At 38.6% G+C, this 20,972-nt stretch carries 20 protein-coding genes; 9 read left to right on the top strand and 11 right to left on the bottom strand.

Annotated elements, in window-relative coordinates:
• Nucleotides 1-31: 31 nt before the first annotated feature.
• Together IE199_RS11780 and IE199_RS11775 are read right to left on the bottom strand one after the other, a co-directional pair.
• Nucleotides 32-1,138, bottom strand: a complete 1,107-nt coding sequence (locus IE199_RS11780) for a DNA alkylation repair protein (RefSeq protein WP_189770676.1) — start codon at nucleotides 1,136-1,138, stop codon at nucleotides 32-34.
• A gap of 131 nt (nucleotides 1,139-1,269) precedes the next feature.
• Nucleotides 1,270-2,850 (bottom strand): AbgT family transporter, encoded by a 1,581-nt coding sequence (locus tag IE199_RS11775; protein WP_308436239.1) that lies wholly within the window; start codon nucleotides 2,848-2,850, stop codon nucleotides 1,270-1,272.
• A 569-nt stretch (nucleotides 2,851-3,419) separates the two neighbouring features.
• Between IE199_RS11775 and IE199_RS11770 the strand changes: the two genes are divergently transcribed.
• Entirely contained in the window at nucleotides 3,420-3,761 is a 342-nt protein-coding gene (locus IE199_RS11770) for a zinc ribbon domain-containing protein YjdM (protein ID WP_189770674.1), read from the top strand.
• Between the two features lie 44 nt (nucleotides 3,762-3,805).
• Here the strand turns inward: IE199_RS11770 and IE199_RS11765 are convergent, their stop codons facing one another.
• Both IE199_RS11765 and IE199_RS11760 read right to left on the bottom strand, forming a co-directional pair.
• Complete coding sequence (locus tag IE199_RS11765) at nucleotides 3,806-5,125, bottom strand: DUF2252 family protein (protein ID WP_189770672.1); 1,320 nt, start codon at nucleotides 5,123-5,125, stop codon at nucleotides 3,806-3,808.
• Nucleotides 5,126-5,149: 24 nt separating this feature from the next.
• Nucleotides 5,150-5,635, bottom strand: coding sequence for a P-loop nucleotide/nucleoside kinase family protein (locus tag IE199_RS11760; protein WP_189770670.1), 486 nt, complete (start codon nucleotides 5,633-5,635; stop codon nucleotides 5,150-5,152).
• Between the two features lie 200 nt (nucleotides 5,636-5,835).
• Here IE199_RS11760 and IE199_RS11755 point away from each other — a divergent pair, with 200 nt between their 5' ends.
• Genes IE199_RS11755 through IE199_RS11745 form a run of 3 tightly spaced genes read left to right on the top strand, consistent with a single transcriptional unit; the run spans nucleotide 5,836 to nucleotide 7,975 of the window.
• A complete protein-coding gene (locus tag IE199_RS11755; RefSeq protein WP_189770668.1) occupies nucleotides 5,836-6,180 on the top strand; it encodes a PadR family transcriptional regulator in 345 nt (114 codons plus the stop codon).
• Between the two features lie 25 nt (nucleotides 6,181-6,205).
• The gene (locus IE199_RS11750) at nucleotides 6,206-6,760 is read left to right on the top strand and encodes an HAAS signaling domain-containing protein (protein WP_189770666.1); all 555 of its coding nucleotides are present in this window, start codon (nucleotides 6,206-6,208) and stop codon (nucleotides 6,758-6,760) included.
• A 45-nt stretch (nucleotides 6,761-6,805) separates the two neighbouring features.
• Complete coding sequence (locus tag IE199_RS11745) at nucleotides 6,806-7,975, top strand: metallophosphoesterase (RefSeq protein ID WP_189770664.1); 1,170 nt, start codon at nucleotides 6,806-6,808, stop codon at nucleotides 7,973-7,975.
• Nucleotides 7,976-8,274: 299 nt separating this feature from the next.
• Here IE199_RS11745 and IE199_RS11740 read toward each other — a convergent pair whose 3' ends face one another.
• The gene (locus IE199_RS11740) at nucleotides 8,275-10,173 is read right to left on the bottom strand and encodes a leucine-rich repeat domain-containing protein (protein WP_189770663.1); all 1,899 of its coding nucleotides are present in this window, start codon (nucleotides 10,171-10,173) and stop codon (nucleotides 8,275-8,277) included.
• Nucleotides 10,174-10,413: 240 nt separating this feature from the next.
• Between IE199_RS11740 and IE199_RS11735 the strand changes: the two genes are divergently transcribed.
• Entirely contained in the window at nucleotides 10,414-11,235 is an 822-nt protein-coding gene (locus tag IE199_RS11735) for a M90 family metallopeptidase (protein WP_189770661.1), read from the top strand.
• 50 nt (nucleotides 11,236-11,285) lie between these two features.
• Here IE199_RS11735 and ykgO read toward each other — a convergent pair whose 3' ends face one another.
• The 4 genes from ykgO to IE199_RS11715 all read right to left on the bottom strand — a co-directional run bounded on the left by ykgO (nucleotide 11,286) and on the right by IE199_RS11715 (nucleotide 14,090).
• Nucleotides 11,286-11,426, bottom strand: coding sequence for a type B 50S ribosomal protein L36 (gene ykgO / locus IE199_RS11730; protein WP_189770659.1), 141 nt, complete (start codon nucleotides 11,424-11,426; stop codon nucleotides 11,286-11,288).
• Nucleotides 11,426-11,677 carry a type B 50S ribosomal protein L31 gene (locus IE199_RS11725; RefSeq protein ID WP_189770657.1) on the bottom strand — a complete coding sequence of 84 codons (252 nt, stop codon included), beginning with the start codon at nucleotides 11,675-11,677 and terminating at the stop codon, nucleotides 11,426-11,428. The genes ykgO and IE199_RS11725 overlap by 1 nt, the downstream gene beginning before the upstream one ends.
• Before the next feature lie 101 nt (nucleotides 11,678-11,778).
• Nucleotides 11,779-13,311: a sensor domain-containing diguanylate cyclase gene (locus IE199_RS11720; protein WP_189770650.1), complete on the bottom strand. Its 1,533-nt coding sequence runs from the start codon at nucleotides 13,309-13,311 to the stop codon at nucleotides 11,779-11,781.
• Nucleotides 13,312-13,481: 170 nt separating this feature from the next.
• Nucleotides 13,482-14,090: a glutathione S-transferase family protein gene (locus IE199_RS11715; protein ID WP_189770648.1), complete on the bottom strand. Its 609-nt coding sequence runs from the start codon at nucleotides 14,088-14,090 to the stop codon at nucleotides 13,482-13,484.
• A gap of 101 nt (nucleotides 14,091-14,191) precedes the next feature.
• Between IE199_RS11715 and IE199_RS11710 the strand changes: the two genes are divergently transcribed.
• Complete coding sequence (locus IE199_RS11710; protein ID WP_189770646.1) at nucleotides 14,192-15,088, top strand: LysR family transcriptional regulator; 897 nt, start codon at nucleotides 14,192-14,194, stop codon at nucleotides 15,086-15,088.
• Nucleotides 15,089-15,131: 43 nt separating this feature from the next.
• On the opposite strand, the gene IE199_RS11705 is transcribed toward IE199_RS11710, so the two are convergent.
• Nucleotides 15,132-15,359: a hypothetical protein gene (locus IE199_RS11705; protein WP_189770644.1), complete on the bottom strand. Its 228-nt coding sequence runs from the start codon at nucleotides 15,357-15,359 to the stop codon at nucleotides 15,132-15,134.
• 259 nt (nucleotides 15,360-15,618) lie between these two features.
• Here IE199_RS11705 and IE199_RS11700 point away from each other — a divergent pair, with 259 nt between their 5' ends.
• The 3 genes from IE199_RS11700 (at nucleotide 15,619) to IE199_RS11690 (ending at nucleotide 20,509) form a co-directional block, all read left to right on the top strand.
• Entirely contained in the window at nucleotides 15,619-16,677 is a 1,059-nt protein-coding gene (locus IE199_RS11700) for an efflux RND transporter periplasmic adaptor subunit (RefSeq protein ID WP_189770642.1), read from the top strand.
• A complete protein-coding gene (locus tag IE199_RS11695) occupies nucleotides 16,674-19,805 on the top strand; it encodes an efflux RND transporter permease subunit (protein WP_189770640.1) in 3,132 nt (1,043 codons plus the stop codon). The genes IE199_RS11700 and IE199_RS11695 overlap by 4 nt, the downstream gene beginning before the upstream one ends.
• Nucleotides 19,806-20,083: 278 nt before the next feature.
• The gene (locus IE199_RS11690; RefSeq protein ID WP_189770639.1) at nucleotides 20,084-20,509 is read left to right on the top strand and encodes a hypothetical protein; all 426 of its coding nucleotides are present in this window, start codon (nucleotides 20,084-20,086) and stop codon (nucleotides 20,507-20,509) included.
• A gap of 19 nt (nucleotides 20,510-20,528) precedes the next feature.
• Here IE199_RS11690 and IE199_RS11685 read toward each other — a convergent pair whose 3' ends face one another.
• A complete protein-coding gene (locus IE199_RS11685) occupies nucleotides 20,529-20,831 on the bottom strand; it encodes a DUF1820 family protein (protein ID WP_189770637.1) in 303 nt (100 codons plus the stop codon).
• Nucleotides 20,832-20,972 lie beyond the last annotated feature (141 nt).

Raw genomic sequence — 20,972 nt, 5'->3', positions numbered from 1 at the left:
TCTTGCGTTCCATAGATCAACTATATAGTGATTAAACATTTAGCACAAACTTGGTGCTTGTAATTACTTGTCCGTTAATTTGTATATCAAGTTGATGTTCACCAGCATAATACTTTCGTGTCGTTATCGCTTTAATCGGATGCTTTTTGTTTAATTCAATCGATTGACCCGCAGCTAAGGTTAACTCTTTTAACTTAAATACTTTAGGCGCTAGTTTTCCGTTTGCTTTAACATGATGCACAACAAAATCAATCGCTAAGTGCTGGTTAATATTAGCCAAGGAGGTCACTAAAAAGGTAAATTCCAGAACTTCACCTAAATTAACCACTTCGGTTGATAATCTAAGTTCTTCAACATTAATTTTTGGATTTTCTGTAAAACCTAATAATGAAAACACCTCATTGTGGCCACTTTTTATCAAGCTTCTACAGGCATGTTTAATAACCCATTGCGTGTTTTTACTGGCATTTTTATGCCAAGTTTTGCACAAATCAATCACAATCTGTGGGTTGTCTTTGGCGATATCATTTAAATGATTTGCCACAGAGCGCCGCACATATTCGCTTGGATCATCTTTAAGTTTTTCTAACAATGGTAAACACGGACTTGGATCAAGACAAAATTGTTTGAGGCGAATACCCCAGGGAAGCCTTGGCCTAGTTCCTTCTGAGACCAAACGCCTAACATGATGATTTTCATCATCAACCCATTGATTAAGATATTTCAACGCGGTTTGTGTATCGCTAACAATAAAGTGTCGAATGGCAAATTCAGCTGAAAATAATTCAGTTAAAGATTTCATCATAGGGTAGGATTGCTCAGGATGTTTAAGACCATACGCGGCAACAAAGTCTATAACTGGCCATGCAGCAAAAGAGCGTGTTGCATCGTTTGGGTCACCATGATCCCAATGTGGCTTGAGCTGCATAAAAATGTCATAACATTTGGTGAAGTCTTCAGGTAATGACTGCGACAAGCTTTCAATAAAAAGCTCTACACGTTCTTTTAACTCCAATGGCTGATACTTTTGCTCAATCTGTTGAATAAATTCAGCTGAGTTAAATTTAAGATAAACCGCTGCCATAGCTTTAGCTATTCGTTTCGCTGCTCTAAGGTCAAGTCCGTCCTTCATTAACATATGAGAGTACCTAATTTTATTGTGCCACTGTTTTAATATACAGTGTTTGTGGCGAAGGAACATTAAAAAAGACGAAAAAAATGCCGACACTGTATAAGGTCGGCATTTAGATAAATCAATGAAAGATTTCGTTAAGGTGTGTAATAAGTTGGTGCACCTGGGCCTACAGGTAAACCAAAGGCAAATACCCAAACATAAAACAGCGCTACCCAACCGATAAAGAAGGCGATACTGTAAGGCAACATAGTAGCCACTAGTGTGCCAATACCCATGTCTTTTTTGTATTTAGTGGCTACCGCTAAGATCAAACCAAAGTAACTCATCATTGGTGTTATTAGGTTAGTTACTGAGTCACCAATACGGTAAGCCGCTTGAATTGTTTCAGGCGCATAACCAATAAGCATTAACATTGGTACAAAAATTGGTGCTGTTGCCGCCCATTGCGCTGAAGACGAACCTAAACTTAAGTTGATCAGTGCACACATGAAAATAAATAGTACAAATACTTCAGGGCCCGTTAAACCGACAGCTTGTAACAACTCTGCTCCATTAATTGCCATGATAGTGCCCAAGTTAGTCCATTTGAAAAAGGCAACAAACTGAGACGCAAAAAACACCAATACAATGTATAAACTTAATGAACTCATGCTCTTGCTCATAGCATTGATCACATCAACATCGTTTTTCATGGTGCCAACAACTTTACCGTAAACAAAACCAGGAATAGCAAACGTGATGAATATGATGACAACAATGCCCTTGAGGAAAGGAGAACCAGTAACTTTGCCTGTTTCAGGGTGCAGTAAAATCCCGTTTTCTGGCAATATGGTAAGTAGCAACAAGCCAACAACGACTAGTAAACTGACACCAGCCCACATGAGGCCTTTTTTCTCAACTGGTGTTAAGTACTCAATGTTTGAGTTTAATGCTTCACTTGCTTGTGATTCATCGTATTTACCAAGTCTAGGCTCTACTATCTTTTCTGTAATAACGGTGCCGATAATAGCAATTAGGAACGTCGAGATAATCATGAAGAACCAGTTAGCTTCTGGGCTAACATTGTAGGTAGGGTCAATTAACTGCGCCGCGGCAGTAGTTAAACCTGACAACAATGGGTCAATGGTGCCTAAAAATAAGTTAGCGCTATAACCACCAGAAACACCTGCAAACGCTGCTGCTAAACCAGCAAGAGGGTGGCGTCCTAAACTGTGGAAAATCATAGCAGCTAGTGGAATGATTACAATATAACCCAGCTCTGAAGCCGTGTTGGAAATTATAGCGGCAAAGACAACAATAAAGGTCACAAAACGTTTAGAGGCGCCCATTACCATGCCTCTAAGACCAGCAGATAATAAACCAGAATGTTCTGCAACACTTACCCCTAATAGGGCGACTAATACTGTACCCAGTGGCGCAAAACCTGTGAAGTTTGTCACAAGACCGCCAAAGATTTTCTGTAAACCTTCCGCACTTAATAAACTTACTACTTCGATTACGCCGTCAGGGGATCTGCCAGGAGAGCCAATGGGTCTTGGATCAATGGCACTTAAACCAAAAAAGTCTGCAATACCGCTAAATACGATAATAAATAAACAGAACATGGCAAAAAGTGTAATAGGGTGTGGAAGTAGATTTCCTAAATATTCAACCGTGGCGAGAAAACGGTTAAACATACCGTTTTTTTGCATCGGTTGATCAATGCTTGTACTCATAGAATTACCTTTATGTAACGAATAGTTATGTGACTATTTCTAATTTTTATGGGGTTTATACAACTACATAAACTAACATCGAAATGCTCAACAATACAATGTGCTATCAAATTTGGACAAAATTAATGCGTTAGCAAAAAACAAATAGCGATATGGTATACGAACCAAACAGGGTTATTGGTTTATGTAAAATTTAAAAAGGGCGCATTATACATAGTTGGGCTGAAATGCCCAAATATCGAGGGAAGATAACGTTTGATTGGGCTTGAAATAAACGATAAATGCATGTTTTTTCGTCTGCTTGCAGATGTCACTTGTGTTTGCTTTTTACGGTGTTCTATTGGTTGCATGTTAAGGAGCAGCGACCTAAGCAGATCTATCGATTAAACCATTACTTTTTATCATCTCTAACGTAAAAGCATGAATTGCTTACGTGTGTTTGTCGCAAAACTAAGTAATCAAAAAAAGGAAATCTCGATGGTTACATTAATCTATCGAAATTCTCGATTCATTTTATCGGTAATAACTGATAGAATGCCGCCTCTTTTTTGCTGGTCGAAGTGGTTTTTATGAGTGATGTGATCCCTAATTGTTTGAAATGTAGTTCTGAATATGTCTATCAAGATCAAGCGATGTTGATTTGCCCTGAATGTGGCTATGAGTGGAACCCAAAAGAAGTGGCAGAAGCTGAAGCGATTAATGTTAAAGATGCCAATGGTGCTTTATTGGCCGATGGCGACAAAGTTACTGTAATTAAAGACTTAAAAATTAAAGGCAGTTCACAAGTAATTAAAATTGGCACTAAAGCTTTGGTAAGACGTGTACTTGACAAAAAAGACCACGAATTAGACTGTAAAGTGGATGGTGTGGGTGAAATGATGGTAACGGCTAAATTTGTAAAAAAAGCCTAAACTACCACATGCTAATTAGTCGTAAGGTGGCGATTGTTACCACCTTACGAATTGACCAACCCAGCAAGACTTTTTTTATCCAATTCAACTTGCTCGACATAAGCTAAGCAAGTATCAATTAACTCTTGTTTATATTCTTCTATTGCTGGCCATATGCTTTGTTCAAATCGCGTTGAACGCCTGTCATTTCGGCAATGTGATAAGGCTAACGCTTGGCCGCAAGCTGATGCATATTGAGAAAACCCCTGTCGTTCAGTTGCCTTTTTACCTAACACAATCTGCTCTGGTGATATACCAACTTTAGCGTGATGCCTTGAACGCACTAACCAAAATTGATTTTGCCATTCTACTTCATCAAGCACTAAATCAGGGTTAACTTGCATTCTGCGCTGACATTGTACGGTTAAATGTGCTGGATTAAGTCGGTTAATCGCTGAAAGATCATTAAAGTGATAAAGCGGTGCCGCTGGTCGTTGCTGTTTAACTTCTACGATATGGCATAACGCCAAGTCTGATTTATCCACGACTTTGGTTGGCCCCACCAGCAGGTAATAGCGTGCTAAATTAAGCGAGCCAGTTCCTGCACCTTGACGAGCAACTACGTCTAAAATAGTGTCATCAACATAAGGTGAAAAGTTCTCTACTATTTCTTGATATAGCGTGTCTTCTATACGGATAAATTTATCTGGACGATGTTTAAATGTTAACTTTTCATTTTGCCAATGTGTTGCTTTGGCTAAGCTACTTTTAATGTCGAATTCTATTCCGCCAGCACTGCGTTTTTGTGCTTTTAGATAAGGTTTATACAAAATATGATTTTCATCGACGAGTTCTTGGGCCTTTGACAGTACTTTTGGATCTTGTGCGCTGGATTGGCATGCTTGTATGTAAGCGGCTAGAAAGCTATGGATTGCATCCGTGGTTTGCTGTTGATTAACCACTGATTTATAAACATATTTTGCTTCCGTATGTAGTTGACCTTGAGTCACTTTTGCACCAAAATTTGCTGCTAACTTTAAACTGACAATAAACCGAGCGATATCCCACACTGCTGGGCCTATACAAGCATCATCAAAATCATTTGGCGCAAAAATAACATTGTCGCCATGTGAACCTTCTTCGGTGAAAAAACCAAAATTAGATACGTGACAGTCTCCCATTATCGCGGTGTTTGGTAGCTGTTTTAGGGCTTTAGGAAATGTTAACTTGCCACTTGCGATATCGGCGTAAAATAACTGGGAAGAGCCACGAAAAAACAAGAATGCATCTGAAGCCATCTTTACGTGTTTAGCGATGCGTTGCTGAGGTTTAGCGCCATCGATTCGCTCGAGGTAATCAGACAAAAACTGACATCTTTTGTTCATGTTGTGACTCACTAAAATACCGTGTTAAATAATCGTTATCTCAAAACCTTCGTCGTTTTGTGGTGCTTCAAAGTAGGCTGTCACCTGATGGAACACTTGTTCGTTATCAAAGTGCGCTCGTTCCGGATATTGTTGGCGACGTTTTGCTAATTGCGCTAAACACTGTTCATTTGTTCGTTCAATATAATATAGCTTATGTGAACAATTAGCTTGTTGGCAAAGGGCTTTAAACCAGAGCCTTTGTTTCACTGTATTTGCCGGAAAGTCCATGACTACATTAGTGCCAGTGGCAAGTATATTCATCACATGATGTTTGATGAAAGGTTTGATACGTGATGAAAACGTTAAATAGTCTTCAAAGGTTTGAATACAGTCAGGGTAGTGTGTTGCAAGCCAGGTATCTTCAGAGATAAGCACTGCGTTTTCAGCTTGTGCGTGTTGTGTCGATAACGTTGACTTTCCCGCCCCCATCTTACCGCAATAGAAAAATAATTTTCCTTTGCTATTCATATGCTTTTACCAAATTTGATTCGTGACTTGTTATGCTAAAAGATAATTTGTGTTGAGTAAACACGCTCAGATGTAACGAACTTATTCAGTCACCCCTTCATCAAGATCATATTAAATTTTATCTTTGCTGTTTCAATTTTGTGTGTTATACCTGGTTACTATGTAATACAAGGTATGATGCATAACATAGGTTTTGCAATATGGCTAAACAAGACAATTTTAATGAGAAATGGGACGTACAGCTACGTAAAGGTACGTTAGAACTGGTCATCTTAGCAGCGCTGCACCAGAAAGAGCGCTACGGATTAGAGCTGCTTAAATATTTACATTCGTTTGAAACAATGCAGATCACCGAGGGAACACTTTACCCTTTGATGGACCGTTTAAAACGCGATGGATTAATCGATGCTTATTGGAATCAAGAAGGGGATAGTCGACCAAGAAAGTACTATCTACTCACAGAAACAGGGCGACATAAGCAGCAAGTGCTAGTCGAACGCTGGCGTCGTTCAGTGCTTGATATTGAAAGCATCCTGTCGCAGTAAATAACTAATTTTTTAAGGGAACATTATGTCTAATAGAGAAGTGATCCATCAATATCTGAAAAATCTATCAACTTATTTGTCTCGCCTAAATAAAGAAGAGGCGACTGAAGTGATTAAGGAAATAGAAAGCCACATCCTTGATGTAGTTGAAGCAAAAGAACAGGCAGGCGAAAAGGTTGATGCTAACGCTATTTTGGCGGGATTTGGCTCACCACGAGAACTAGCAGAACAATACGTAGCGCATATGTTAGAAGGTACTCCTCCTCCCGTTGGCTTTAACGCAATTCAAACGGTTAAAAAAGGTATTACGCGAGGTGCTTACTACGGCATGTTTGCTTTTGGTGTAAGCGTTTCAACCCTGTTGATATTAGTTGGTTTGGCTAAGTTTTTTCTACCTGATCAAATAGGCCTATGGTCTAGCACACATGGCAACAGTGTTATTTTGGCATTTGCTGCTGATACACAGCCCAACGCTGAAGAGTTGTTGGGATATTGGCTAGCGCCCATCGCGGTTTTACTTGGTTTAGGCGTAGCCAAGCTGACTAAATCAGTATTAAGAGTATTGAAACACCACCTTTAATCAGCCGGTGTTGATACACGGATAAACTAGTGAAGGAACTAAACAATGTTTGCTCTATTGAAAACTAATCTAAAGCATTTTTTTATTACATTTTTACTGTTATTTGCTGCCCTTGTTTCTTTTGGTATTTATCATGGCGCAGAAGCCCATTTTAATGAAATTCACTTGGCTTATAAGCTGGGAGGCGAGGGCCCACATGCTTTCTACCAAAACGATCAACTTGTCGTTAGCTATGTTGAAGGTGACCGCGATACTGGCTTTAAAGCAAAAAATCAACGGTACTCATTAGATGAAACTGTTAACGCAAAGGTCTATTTTCCACTGGAAGACACTAATTTTAATATAAAGATCAATCCGACAATAGAAATTCCACCAGCGGTATATGAAGATAATCAACCCATTTTGGCGTTGTCGGATATTGAAGGTAACTTTAAAGCGTTTCGTGACTTTTTAATCAACCATCAAGTCATTGATACAGAGTTGAATTGGACTTTTGGCAAAGGCCATTTAGTGTTGGTAGGAGACTTTGTTGACAGGGGGAAGTCAGTCACCCAAGTTCTTTGGTTTATCTACAAGCTTGAACAAGCAGCAAAAGCACAAGGTGGCCATGTGCACTATATTATTGGCAACCATGAAATTAAAAACCTGCAAGCAAACTTTTACAGTGCATCAGAGAAGTATCTTTATATTGCCTCTGTATTAGGTAAAACACAGTCGCAGTTATACGGTGACAATGCTTTTATTGGTCGATGGTTAATGAGTAAAAATGCCATGGAGCGCATAAATGGTCACTTGTTTGTTCACGGTGGTTTACATCCCAAATTGGCAGAATTTAACTATAGTATTGAGCAAGTAAATCAGATTATTCGACAAAGTTATCGCAAGCCATATTACACACCATCAGCACAAACTAACGAGTCATTTCTTATTTCCAATAATACTGGACCTGCTTGGTATCGAGGGTATTTTAAAGAGGACCTTACACAGGAACAGGTTGAATCTGGGTTGAAGGCTTTTGGTGCAACAGCCGCCGTTGTTGGTCATACTATCCAGTGGAACGTCAACAAACAGTACCAAGGTAAAGTATTAGCTATTGATGTAAAACATCCTGCAGATTATGAAACCTTTTTTCCTCCTAGAAGTTCTGAAGGTTTATTGATCAAAAATGGGCAGTATTTTCGGTTATTAGAATCCGGTGATAAAAAATCTTTGTGATTAATAACAAGTGGTGATTCAACGTTCGATGATTAGCGTGAAATGGCGCCACGATATCATTATTTACTGTGGCGCCCAGTTTAACAATTGCTGACTATTTAACCTCAGCTTCGCATAAATAATGCGTTTCTAGGTGCTATTTTTACTGACTTCTGCGTTATTTTGAAGCGAAATAGCTAGCTATTCCTGCTGCAAAATGCCTTGAATTTAGATGAAAATATCAACCCAGAAATACAAGAGCCTGCGAACTTATTGTTTTCTTTTATGTAGCACTATTTCTTATACAAACCTGAGGTTATTTAATTTAAAACGCAGCTGTTTGGTCTTTCAATTAGGGTAGATGACAGTGCATTTTGCAGTGCATCTAGCTGCTCGCACGATAAGTGCTCGTTAAACCAAAGATTAATTTTTTCTAGTTGAGTTAATGTTGATAGTGCGCTGATATCTGATAAAGCCTTGGTCGATTGAAATTGCAATGTTTTTAAAGAGCTCATCGAACTTAAAAATTCCACGTTGGCTAATTGAGTCCCAGATACCTGAAAGTTAGTTAACTGACGGTTTGCAAGCGAAGAAAAGTCAGATAACTGTTGATTGGCTGAACCGCCAATGTATAGGTCTGTTATCAGTGGCATATTGTCTAATATCGCTAAACTATCAGCAGCTTCTGGCCAAACTGTCCAAAATGTTTTTAACTTTGTTAATTGGTGTAGCTGGTCAATGTTATTTTCTGTAATTAGCCCATTGGGATAAAAAACCAATGTTTCTAATTGGGTTAAATTTGCAAAAGGAGCAAAGGAAGTATTTTCATTGTTCAATACCCACAGTGATTTAAGCAAAGTTAGCTGGGAGATAGGCGAAAAATCAACAACTTTTGTTCTTTTTATTTTCAAGTCAGTTAATGAGGTCAATTGGCTCAGTGAAGCAATTGTAGAAACATTCATTTTTGGTATGAAGGAAAATGGTGTGGTGTAGGAACCTATGTTTAGTTTTTCCAACTGTTTTAATTGATCTAATGCTTGAATATCGGATACCTGATAGGCGATAAGCTCTAGCTCTTTTAATTGGGTTAATGAGGCCAGTGCATTAATATCTTTTATGTTGTCACCTTTAATAACTAATTCTGTCAGTCCAGATAATTTGCTTATTGGTGATAAGTCGATCAACGGAAGCTCTTCAGCTAAGGTATCTTGGTTAGTACTGACCAAACGAAGTGATTTGACGCTGTGCGCGACGGGTAAATCAGTAATATCGGCGATTGGATTTGCCTCAAGTTGCAGGTGCTCAAGTGCCGTAAGATTATTGATCCCTTGTAACGTTGATATTTGATTGTGCGCTATAGATAAAAACTTTAAATCACTTGATTGCGGCATTGCCTCAATACTGGTTAGCTTATTGTGAGCTAAATTGAGTGACAGAAGCTGCTCTAGCGAATTTATCGCGGATATATCGCTAATCTTGTTGTTATTTAGTGACAATTGTTCAAGGTTTGTTAGCTTGGTGAGCGGAGCTAAGTTCTCAATGTGATTGTGTTGTAAGTCTAATGATTCTAGACTTTGTAATTCAGCTAAAGGCGACAAATCTGTAATATTGTTAAATGCTAAGTCAATATGTTTGATATGTTTAAATTCGTTTATGCCTTCCAATGAACTAATTTCTTTGTTTTGACACCACAAGGCTGTGTCACCATCAAATGATGTGATATCTGCATTCTCACCCAATTGCTCTGCGGCTTCTATTACACAAGCTTGCAAGTTAGGATCGGCAAATTCAACATCAGTAATATTTTTTAGCGCAGTAATATTAATGGTTAAATCTTGCTGGCTTTCTGTACCGTCATCATCAGTTGCCATAAATGTGAAAACAACTGTTTGATCTTGCGCTATATTAGGCGCTAAAAATGAAAGTGTATTTTCATTAATATTGGTATTGTAAATTTCAATACCACTTTTTTGTACCCAACTTTGATTGGTAATGGTGCCATCGGTGTCTTTAGCTGAAGCCGTAAAAGTAAAATGTTGCCTTTCTTCAACCGTTTGTTCATCCATGCTTTCAATGATAGGTGCTTTATTGGCTGGAGGTGTTTTTATTGTGGTAGGAGTAGACGAGCTACCTCCGCCGCCACCTCCACCGCATGCTGAAAGCCAAATGGAAACTGTAATTGTAGAAAGTGCTTTAATCAGTTTATTGTTGCTATACATATGTTGATCCATCTACGTAAATTGTTTTATTTTAACCCTTTGTATTTAATCACTTAGTTAGCGATTAAACCTTCCTTGTATCGAACATAATTGATAAAAACACACTAGCTTTTTCTTTCGAGGCTTATTGTCTGTTTGACCTACTACGATTTATTAATTTAAAAGCCAGAGAAGAATTAAATATTGAAAGTTAACTAAACAAGACCAATTTACTAATAAAGTCTTTCGAGTGTTTTATTTATGTTTGCTCTGCTGTTGCCAATAGTTATTGCCATTGTGTTGATAGGTTATTCTGTCGGTAAACCGAGGTGGCGAGAATACCAACGCGATAAAATTAGAGGACAACCCTTTAGTCGAGAGTGGCGTAAAATACTTCAGCAACGTATGCCTTATTTTAGAGGTATGCCTGCCGATCTGCAGTTACAACTAAAACAGCATATTCAGGTGTTTATCGCTGAAAAAAGGTTTGTTGGTTGTAATGGTGTGGTAATTAATGACGAAATTAGGGTAACCATTGCAGCACAAGCATGTTTATTATTATTGAACCGCGAGACAGGATTTTACCCTAATTTAACAACGATATTAGTTTATCCAAGTGCCTTTATTAAGCAGCAACAAAGTATGAATGCCGACGGTGTGCAGTTTACCGCAAGAAATACCTTAGCAGGTGAATCTTGGCAAACTGGTCGCGTGATTTTATCGTGGCAAGATACCGTTGATGGTGCGGAAGTGCCTGACGATGGTCACAATGTCGTTATTCATGAATTTGCTCATCAACTAGATCAAGAAAATGGCTTGGCAAATGGCGCGCCTATTTTAAACAAAGGGCAAAATTATAAGACTTGGTCTAACGTGTTTAGCCAACAATTTGAGCGATTACAGCAACAGGCCCATCATGGTATTCCTTCATTATTTGATTATTATGGTGCAACTAATCCTGCTGAATTTTTTGCTGTGGCCAGTGAAGTGTTTTTTGAGCAGTCGGCTTTATTACACCGGCACTATCCAGCGTTGTATGAGCAGTTAAAACTGCTATATCGTGTCGATCCTGTTGTCTGGTAAAAACTTAAAAGTAGGGCAGCCGTAAAAACAAATAACTGCCCGATTAAATTTTATATTTTTTTCTTTTTTCCTTGTACCGCTTTAAACCTTGGGTTTGATTTACAAATAACATAAACGCGTCCACGTCTTTTGACAATTTGACAATCCGGATGGCGTGATTTGGCGCTTTTTAACGAACTTAATACTTGCATTATTTTCCTCCTAACTGACCAAAGCGGTTTTTAAACTTAGCGATGCGACCTTCGTTTTTCGATATACGTTGCTTACCTGTATATTGAGGATGAGAAGCGCTAGACACATCAATAGGTACATAAGGGTATGTTTTACCTTGATATTCAATGGTTCTATCCGATTTTAAGGTTGAACCGATAACAAAATAAGCATCGGCAGCAGTGTCGTGGAATACCACGTTTTGATAATCTGGGTGAATGTTTGGTTTCATTATGCAATTTGTTTGTGATGTTATAATGTAACGTTAATAATTTGCGACTTAAAAGTCAACAAATAAAAATAGTTATCATTACTAACTGGGGTGAGGAGAGGTTAGGTTACTTCTACTTTGCTTTCGCTGTTAATGTGAATACATTGGTTTTTACCTGCATCTTTTGCCATGTACACAGCTTTATCGGCGGCTTCTAAAAACACCTTGTCCGACATTGGGTTATCTGGTGAATTTGTTGCGACACCAATACTTAAGGTAATGTCAAAGTCCCACGGAAAATTGACTGAAGCAAATTGCTGGCGAATTCGTTCTGCTTGTTTAAGTGCATCTTCAGCACTTAGATTTGGACAAAGTAGTACAAATTCATCGCCGCCCCATCTCGCTAAATGATCGTATTCCCGCGTGTGATGTTGTAAGAACTGGGCAATATTAACCAGGGCTTCATCACCGGCAGTGTGTCCTAAATGATCATTAAGTGTTTTAAAGTTATCTATATCAATCATTAAAAGTGATAGAGGATTACGTTCACGATCCAAACGTTTAAGTTCTTGTGCTAAAAGGGTATCAAAGTGTCTTCGATTACTGATCGCTGTTAAATGATCATTGTAAGCTTTACGCTCCAGTTTTTTATGCTGGGTTATGTCTTTTACTACACAAACACTACGCTTTTTACCATCAATAACTTTTGATGCAATGGCAATTTTTAGCTCAACCTTAGTGCCATCTTTTTTTAGTCCAAAAATTTGTGTCGTGCGATCAGCCATTTCACGAGACTGCTCTTTTTCGCTAAAACTGTCGCGATATTTTATATGTTTACTACGTATTTCAGGGGCAATTAACATTTCAACTTTTAGCCCTTTGAGTTCCGTACTTTGATAGCCAAAAATACTGTAAGCCACAGAATTAGCTTTAAGAATAGTGCCGTCTTGCTCGACATATAAAATGGCATCGGGTGAGGCGTTAAATATGGTGGTTAATTCGCTGGTTGATGTTGATAGCTTTTTAACCGCGCGCACAATTAACCAAGTAGAGAATAACAAAAACGGAATAATAACTAGGCCAATATAGAGTGTATTGTGATAAATACTTTCTATACGTTTGTCTGCGTCAGCTTGATAACTCGTTGCACGGCTTTGTATGTTTTTACGCAATACAATGAGCGCTTGTTCTGCTTCGAGATCACTTACTTTTATTTGTTGGTCCAATGCTCTGACATTTTCTAAACCCATATTGTCTCTAGCGTAAGTAAGCATATCACTGTATTTTTCTAGTGTTTCTTGGATGATATTTAACGATTTAATATCGTCAGCGCTAGTCAGATTCTCTTGTAGTTTTAATAACGCTTGTTCAGCTGACGCAAAAGACTTTTGTGCTTGGGCGTAATAATTGATGTCGCCACGAATAACGTAATTTTTAAAGTGATGGATAAAGCCGACATAACCTAAACTTCGTTCAAGTTTTGCCAGTTCATTGGCATTAGCTATGTTGGGGTTGCTTAAAGAGACTGCCTCCATTTTTATCGAATTTACATCGTTTATTTGGGTAAATAATAAGTAAACTACTAAAAATAAAGGTACTGCTGAAATAGCATATATAGTCAGTAAGGCAGATTTATCTGAATAATCCTTATGCATAAATGTGTGATTTTAAGTCAGTTATTCCTGTTTAAAAGCATAGGAAAGAAACTAAAATAAAAACAGTTTTTATGCACAAAGATTTTATTTAATTCAATTGTATAACCTAGTAGGCGAAACAAAAGTAAAAGCTATTTTTCTTGTTTTACTTTTGTATCGCTAAGTTATGATTAAATCATTTGTAGTGTTTTAGATTGAGGTAAATGCTGCTGCAACTCTTTTTTGTATTGTGCAAAACTAGGGTAACGTTCAAATAGATCAAAACTTAAAACCTGGCCCCAACCCAAAACAACAGCAAAATAGAAGTCTGCTAACGTTGGTTGTTCTCCTACAAACATTGCGCTTTCGTTAAGTTGAGCCTCTATAGTATTAAGCAATTTAATGATTTCTTCTTCAGCATTTTGTTTTACCGATAACTGGTCAGTTGCGACTGATTCTGGATGGAATATCTTGGTAAAATGACCGTGTAAACTACTTGCCACTAAATTCAGCCATTTTAAAGCGTTCATGCCTTCTTTAGTGGATAAATCTGGCATTAAATTGGCGTCTTTGTGTTTTTGAGATAAGTAAATAAGAATTGCTTCACCTTGTGTCATCACTTGATCGCCTTCAACTAACACAGGCACCTTGCCCAGCGGGTTGACGGCTAAGAACTCAGGTTTATGTTGTTCACCTTCAAATAGGTTAACCGTTACTGTGTCGTGTTCTGCACCAATAACTTCTAATGCTATTTTTACTGCCGATGAACATGAGATTTGGAAGTGATATAGGGTATACATAGTGAGTGTCCTGTTTAAAATAAAGATTGATTGAACTTTACGTGAATATCGATTTGATTAAATTAGTGAAGTTTGCAGTTTAACTGTGCAATAATGCACAGATGAGCATAGAAGACGATTTTCAATATATATTAGCTTTAAGTGAAACTGGCAGTTTGTCAGGGGCTTCTCGACGCTTAAACGTTAATCACACTACCGTTGCTCGCCGTATTCAAGCGTTTGAGCAAAAGTTTAATGTGAGACTATTTGAGCGAGTGCCCAAGGGGTATCAGCTTACTAGTATTGGGCACAGTATCTTGCCTGATATTGCTCAACTGAGAGAGCAGCAATTAAATATTGAGCGTAAATTAGTGGGGCAAGATCAGCTGCTAAGTGGTGAAGTCAATTTAACCTTAACACCTGAATTAGCTAATGATTATGTTGTACCTGCATTAACTGAATTTAATCGTCGATACCCCAATATTCAATTAAATTTGATTATTGGATCTAACCATAAAGACTTATATGCTCGCGAAGCAGATATCGCATTGAGGTTTACACCAGCGCCAAGTCAAGGCGACTTGATTGGCAAAAAACTTTTCCCTTCACAATGGGGTATATATGCAAGTGAGCAATATTTAACGCAAGAGGTTAACAATCACCGTATTTTATTATGGCAGTTAGAAGCCGATCCTCTCTGGTATCAAACACATTTTGATAATGCCCAGCCTATTGCAAAGTTTGATCAACTAGGCCCTTTAGTAACAGCAACCAAAAATGGTTTAGGTATTGCTAAGTTACCTTGCGGATTGGTTGAAGCTCAAAAAAATAATGGTTTGTTTCGCCTTAACTTACCCGTAGTACCTTCTATTTGGAGCTTATGGCTGTTGTATCACTCTGATCTCAAAACCACAGCAAAAGTGAAAGTGGCGAAAGATTTTTTAATAGAACATCTATCGGCGTTTTCCCCCCAGTTTTCAGGAGAAAATTCACGTTATTGGCAACGTGAAGTGAAATAAAGTTAGCCGTTTTCGTTATTGTCACTGGTATTCTGCTTTACCTTTATTTCTTACGTTTTATTGGTTGTAACAATGTCAGCACAGTAGGCAAGATAAGCTGATAGTGAAACTGGCTAAAATAAGGCTCGTCGACACCAAGAACTACGACGATTAGCTGACAAACCGCTATATTTAATCCAAGTAACATAAAAAATAAAGAAAAGGTTCCCCAAAACGAATGTTTAGCTCTTAACAAGCTAAACTCTAGTTGCCAAGTTTTTAATGATTTCAATTTATTTATCTTCTTTGTGTGGATTCAGACATATCTTTGTTGTTCAGCTGAGTGTAAAGGCAACTAGCTAAGAAATAAAATGTACTTGTTACAATCAAATCCGTTTGCCGAATATTAAAACCATTTGATTGTAAATTAAACGATTGTCGACCGTATTATCGTATAAATAGGTCAACTGTCGTAAAGGTAATGACAGGATTTTAATAAATCAGTAAATTAAAGCTAAATAATAATCATTTACAAGTGTGAGATGGAACTTTTGAAAAATATATTATCAATAGTTTGTTGTTTTCTATTTCTTATATCTAATAACGCCAATGCTGCTGACAAGCAAACAACGGTTAGTGTGATATATCCACAACAAAGCAATCATAGCCAAAAAATTGCACTGGCAGGCACGGTTGAAGCAGTGAAAAATGCCAGATTGGCCGTATTGGAGTCAGGTGTTGTTGCTACACTATCAGCCGATGTTGGTGATAGAGTGCAAAAGGGCCAAGTACTAGTGCAACTTGATGATAAATTAGCACAACTGAAACTCAACGAATTAGCTGCCTTTAACCTAGAAAAAAAGACACGGCTAGCGGAAGCTAAGCGATTACACCAAGAAGTATTGGCTCTATCCACTAAGCAGCTTGTTGCTAAAACATTAATTGAAGAGCGCAAAGCTAGCATTGACATAGCATTGGCGGCTTTAGAGCAAGCACAATCACAATTTGAGTATCAAAAGGAGTTAGTTGCTCGTCATCAATTAATAGCGCCGTTTGCTGGTGTTATTGCAAAGAGAGATATCGATATTGGCGAGTGGGCAATTCCACAAACCGCTGTATTTAGCTTAGTGAGCGAAGAACAGTTGCGCGTTAAGCTTGAAATTCCTCAAGAATATTTTGCTTTATTAGCAAATAGCAAAACACAGGTTAACATTTTACCCAATATTAAAAATGCGCAAGTTATTGTTGCGACATTAGATCGTATTGTAGCTGTTGCTAACGAGCAAAGCCGCACATTTACCGCATATGTCAACTTGTCGGTGCCTTCGACTTTGGTTGCTGGCATGTCGGTCAATGCCAGTGTCGTGTTACCACAAACTGAGCAAGCGATTATTTGGTTACCTAAAACAGCGATTAAACAACACCCTGATGGTGGGAAAAGTGTTTTTGTCGTGCAAGATAATAAAGCGAAACGTTATTTAGTAGAAATAGTGGAAAAAGGCTTGGAGCAATTAGCTGTGCGCGGCGTTCCAAGTGATTTACCGATTATTGAAACTGGTATCGCTTTGTTACGTGATGGTGAGAGTGTCAACATAGGCAATATACAATGATAGCCAGTGTAGTAAACAAAGGCATTTTGGTTGCCGTAACCTTATTTATTACCACGCTTTTGGGGCTAGTTGCAGTGTTTAATATACCTGTGCAAATGATCCCAGATCTAGAAGTCAGAACTATCACGGTACAAACAGGCTGGCCAGGAGCGACCCCGCAAGATGTTGAAAAAGAAATTTTAATAGAGCAAGAACGTTTTTTAAGAAGTTTGCCTAATTTAAAACGCATGGTGTCTTTTGCTGAAATGGGACAGGCCAATATTGAGCTTGAATTTCCTTTTGGTGTTGATGCCAACGACGCCTTAATTCGTGTCAACAATGCTTTGAGTCAAGTACCTGCTTATCCAGAGAATGTCGACCAACCGCGACTATTTTCGAGCTCATTTTCTGGTAATGCCTTTATGTATTTTATTTTAAAGCCAATAAAGGGAAACCCGCTAAGTTTAGACGTCGACTTATTGCGAGACTACGCAGAAGATTATATTAGACCAAGAATGGAAACCGTTGCTGGTGTTTCTGAAATTGGTGTTAACGGTGGTGCACAGCGTCAAATTCAAATCAAAGTAGACGCGACAAAACTCGCCAAACGCGGAATTAGTTTACCCGAGCTACGCAGCGCGATACGTGCTCGAAATAAAGACGCTTCAGCTGGTGATATTGAAAGTGGTAAAAGTCGTTATTTACTTCGAGTCATGGGGCGTTTTGAGCAGCTAGAAGATATTAATAATTTGATCATCAGCCGCAAAAACGGCGCAAATGTATTGCTTAAAGATGTGGCCACAGTATCACTGGATCATTTTGAGTCACGGAGTTTGTCTTACAAAGATGGTGAGCGTTCTCTTAGTTTATCTGTGCGGCGTGAAAGTGGTTCAAATGTATTAGCCATCAAAGAAGCGATGTTACCTATTGTTGAAGACATAAACCAAGAGCTGCTCGCACAAAATGGCCTTGAGTTGATTTTATTAAGTGACGATGTGAAATATGTCAAAAGTTCGCTTGAGAATGTTTGGTTTAACCTAGTACTGGGGGCATTACTTGCCACGTTAGTTATGTACTTTTTCCTGCGCTCAGGAAAAGCAACGTTGGTCGGCGTAATGGGGATCCCGTTCTGTACGATAGCGGCATTTCTAGCGCTAATGGCTTTTGGTCGAACCATTAATGTTATTTCACTTGCTGGTGTTGCCTTTGCCATTGGTATGACAGTGGATAATACTATTGTGGTGTTAGAAGCTATTGTGCAAGCCAAACGTCAAGGTGTAAGTAAAATACAAGCGGCCATTGAAGGTGTAAAAGATGTTTGGCCAGCGGTACTTGCCTCAACGGCGACTACTGTTTTAGTGTTTGCGCCCATTTTGTTTGTTGAGCAAGAGGCTGGGCAATTGTACTCAGATATCGCAATTGCTATTTCTGGGGCGATTATCGCATCGATGATCGTAGCTATTTTTGTTGTGCCGGTAGCACTCGCTCATTTTGGTAAAAAGTCTGATCTGACGACCAGCAAAGCTTTTATTTTATCCGAGAGCTGGTTAGCTCCTGCGAAAAAATTGACACAAAGTAAACAAGTGGCAAGCGTTACGACTTTGGCTTTTATCATCGGTATTTTGGGGGCGGCTTATGTGTTAATGCCACCGGCAGAATATCTACCTGAAGGTGAAGAGCCAAAAGCGTTTTCTATGATGATAGCACCGCCGAGTTACAACCTTTCAGAAATGAAGCGAATTGGTGTTGAGGTGAGAGATTACCTAGATGCTTTTGTTGAAGTTGATAATACTGATTTTGCCGATGGTAACACTAACATGCCGCCGCTAGAGTACTATTCAATGTCAGTGTCGGCAGGTAGAATTTGGCTACTCAGTGCACCAGTAGATCCCGCGCACATAAACGACATGATGCAAGCTATTACTGAGAAATTTAAAAGCTACCCTGAAATGCGAGCCTTTTCTGCGCGAGGTTCAATTATCTCGAGTAATGACGGCGGTACACGAGCGGTTGCGGTTGATATTTCAGGGGTAGAGGTGACAAGCTTGTATCAAGCGGCGGAAGCAGTTTATCAACAAGCACAAGTGCATTTTGATAACCCACAAATCAATTCAGATCCAAGTTCACTGACCCTAGATCAGCCGTTAATTGAAATAAAACCAAGGTGGCAAAGACTGGCGGAAGTGGGGATTAGTAATAGTGAATTTGGCTATACCGTTTCGGCAATGAGCGATGGTGCCTATGTTGATGAGTTTATTCTAGGTGACGATAAGGTGGACATCTTTATGTTCAGTGAAGCCGGCAATGAACAAAGTTTAACTCAGTTAGCTAATGCGCCGGTAGTTACACCTTCAGGTATCGTTTTGCCACTTAATGCATTGGCAGATCTTGAGGAAAGTAAAAACAGTAATTCCGTTAGGCGTGTTGATGGCAAACGTACAGTGACTGTTTATATTATCCCACCAAGAGATATTGCTCTGGAAACAGCTGAACAAATTGTTCGTGAGCAATTGCTGCCTTCGTTATGGGCGAGTGGCAAAATTGATCAGGGCATAAAAGTGAGCATTAGTGGTGCTGCCGATCAACTTGAAGCCACCAAAGCATCTTTGTCGAGCAATTTTATTATCGCAATTGCTTTATGTTATTTGCTGCTAGTCGCCATTTTTAATCATTGGCGTTACCCTGTTTTTATTTTAGCGACGGTCCCACTTGGTATGGCAGGCGGACTGCTTGGGTTAATCACTGTTAATGCGATAAATGCAGGGCTCGCCAAAATAGGGCTTACCAGCTATCACCAACCATTTGACATGATCACTATGTTGGGTTTCTTAATTTTGCTAGGCACTGTGGTGAACAACCCCATTTTAATTGTTGATCAAACTCGCAAATATGTGATGCAGCAGGGTTTGCAAGTGCGAGAGGCGGTGATCAAATCGGTTGAAAAACGACTAAAACCTATTTTAATGTCAACGGCAACCACATTGTTTGGCTTGGCACCACTGGTGATCATTCCTGGTGAAGGAACTGAATTATATCGAGGCGTGGGAGTCATCGTATTAAGTGGTATTTTAGTGTCTACGGTGCTTAGTTTAACCTTTTTACCCGCCTTGTTAGCTGCGACAATTAAAGATAAATCACAAACCGTTTAGCGGTTAAAAGCCTTATTAATGAAGTTTAGTAAGGCTTTTATTCTGTTTATCTCTTGTGGAATTGCATTAAAACATAGCCGTAATATCTAGTGCTGCAACCGGACATTAAAAATCTTGATTATATTGACGGCAGCTCAAATGTAATCAGTGTTAACCAATATCTCTGCACTGCCTATAGAAAAGTAAATTAAGCGAGCGTTAATTTACTTTTTTGTAGGCTAGCTTTACTATTCCTGCAAAATATAGCCCTACTATATAAACATATACCAAGGACAATGATGAAAAAATCTATTCTCTCCATGTTAATTTTGCTTAGTTTAACAGCCTGTGAAGATGCATCAAAAGCAATTGATAAAGCTCAGGCTTCAGCAAATAAAGCGGTAGACTCATTACAAGAAAAAATGGAAACACTTGATCTTAACGCGCTCAATTTAGAGCAGTTTGGGCAAGCTGCCAACTCAGCTAAGGCACTTGTTGAATCGGTAGAAGAAGCCATTAATGTTGACTTTGATAATGAAAAAGCAATCGAAGACGCAAAACAGCATATTTCTCAAGCTTACAGTTGTGTCGTAGATGCCACTTCAGAGTCTACGGCCGAGCAGTTGATCAATAAAATTAAAGCATCTATTAATGATGAAGATGTATTAACGTTAATTGAACGTGGCGTAGACAAGGCTAAAGCGGCAACAGCTTGTGTTATATAATTTTAACGCATGCTTTTTCTTAAATAGGGTTTGGAAATAGAGAAACCTTATCGCCTAATTCGATAATTTTTGCCACACCGTGTTGAGCGACTTGGTCAACTCTTAAAATGCTGTGCATAGGTAGATAAGTACGCTCAACATGACCAAATTCGTCTTTTAGTTTTTCATGGCTAGGATCAACTATAATCGTGGCTTTGTTATCCCAAACAAAATCTGCAATTTCAACAAATCCAAACAAACTGCTAGTCAGTAGCTCACGCACAAATACTTCATATTGCTTGAATCTTTTTAATTTGCCTTGAGTACACATAGCAATTTTCATTGAAAAACAAATTTTTTAATCTTCATAAAATCAATGTGTTATAAAAAATGTAATTTCCTTTGATTTTTAATAAAAACAATGTATTAACTATGAAATTTGACTTGAAATAGCCATGATCATAACTCGTTCATCTTATACTTG

It is taken from the genome of Thalassotalea marina, from assembly GCF_014656435.1.
GTDB classification, from domain to species: Bacteria; Pseudomonadota; Gammaproteobacteria; order Enterobacterales; family Alteromonadaceae; genus Thalassotalea_C; species Thalassotalea_C marina.
Note: the sequence above shows the minus strand (reverse complement) of the source record. Positions and strands in the feature narration are given on the sequence as shown.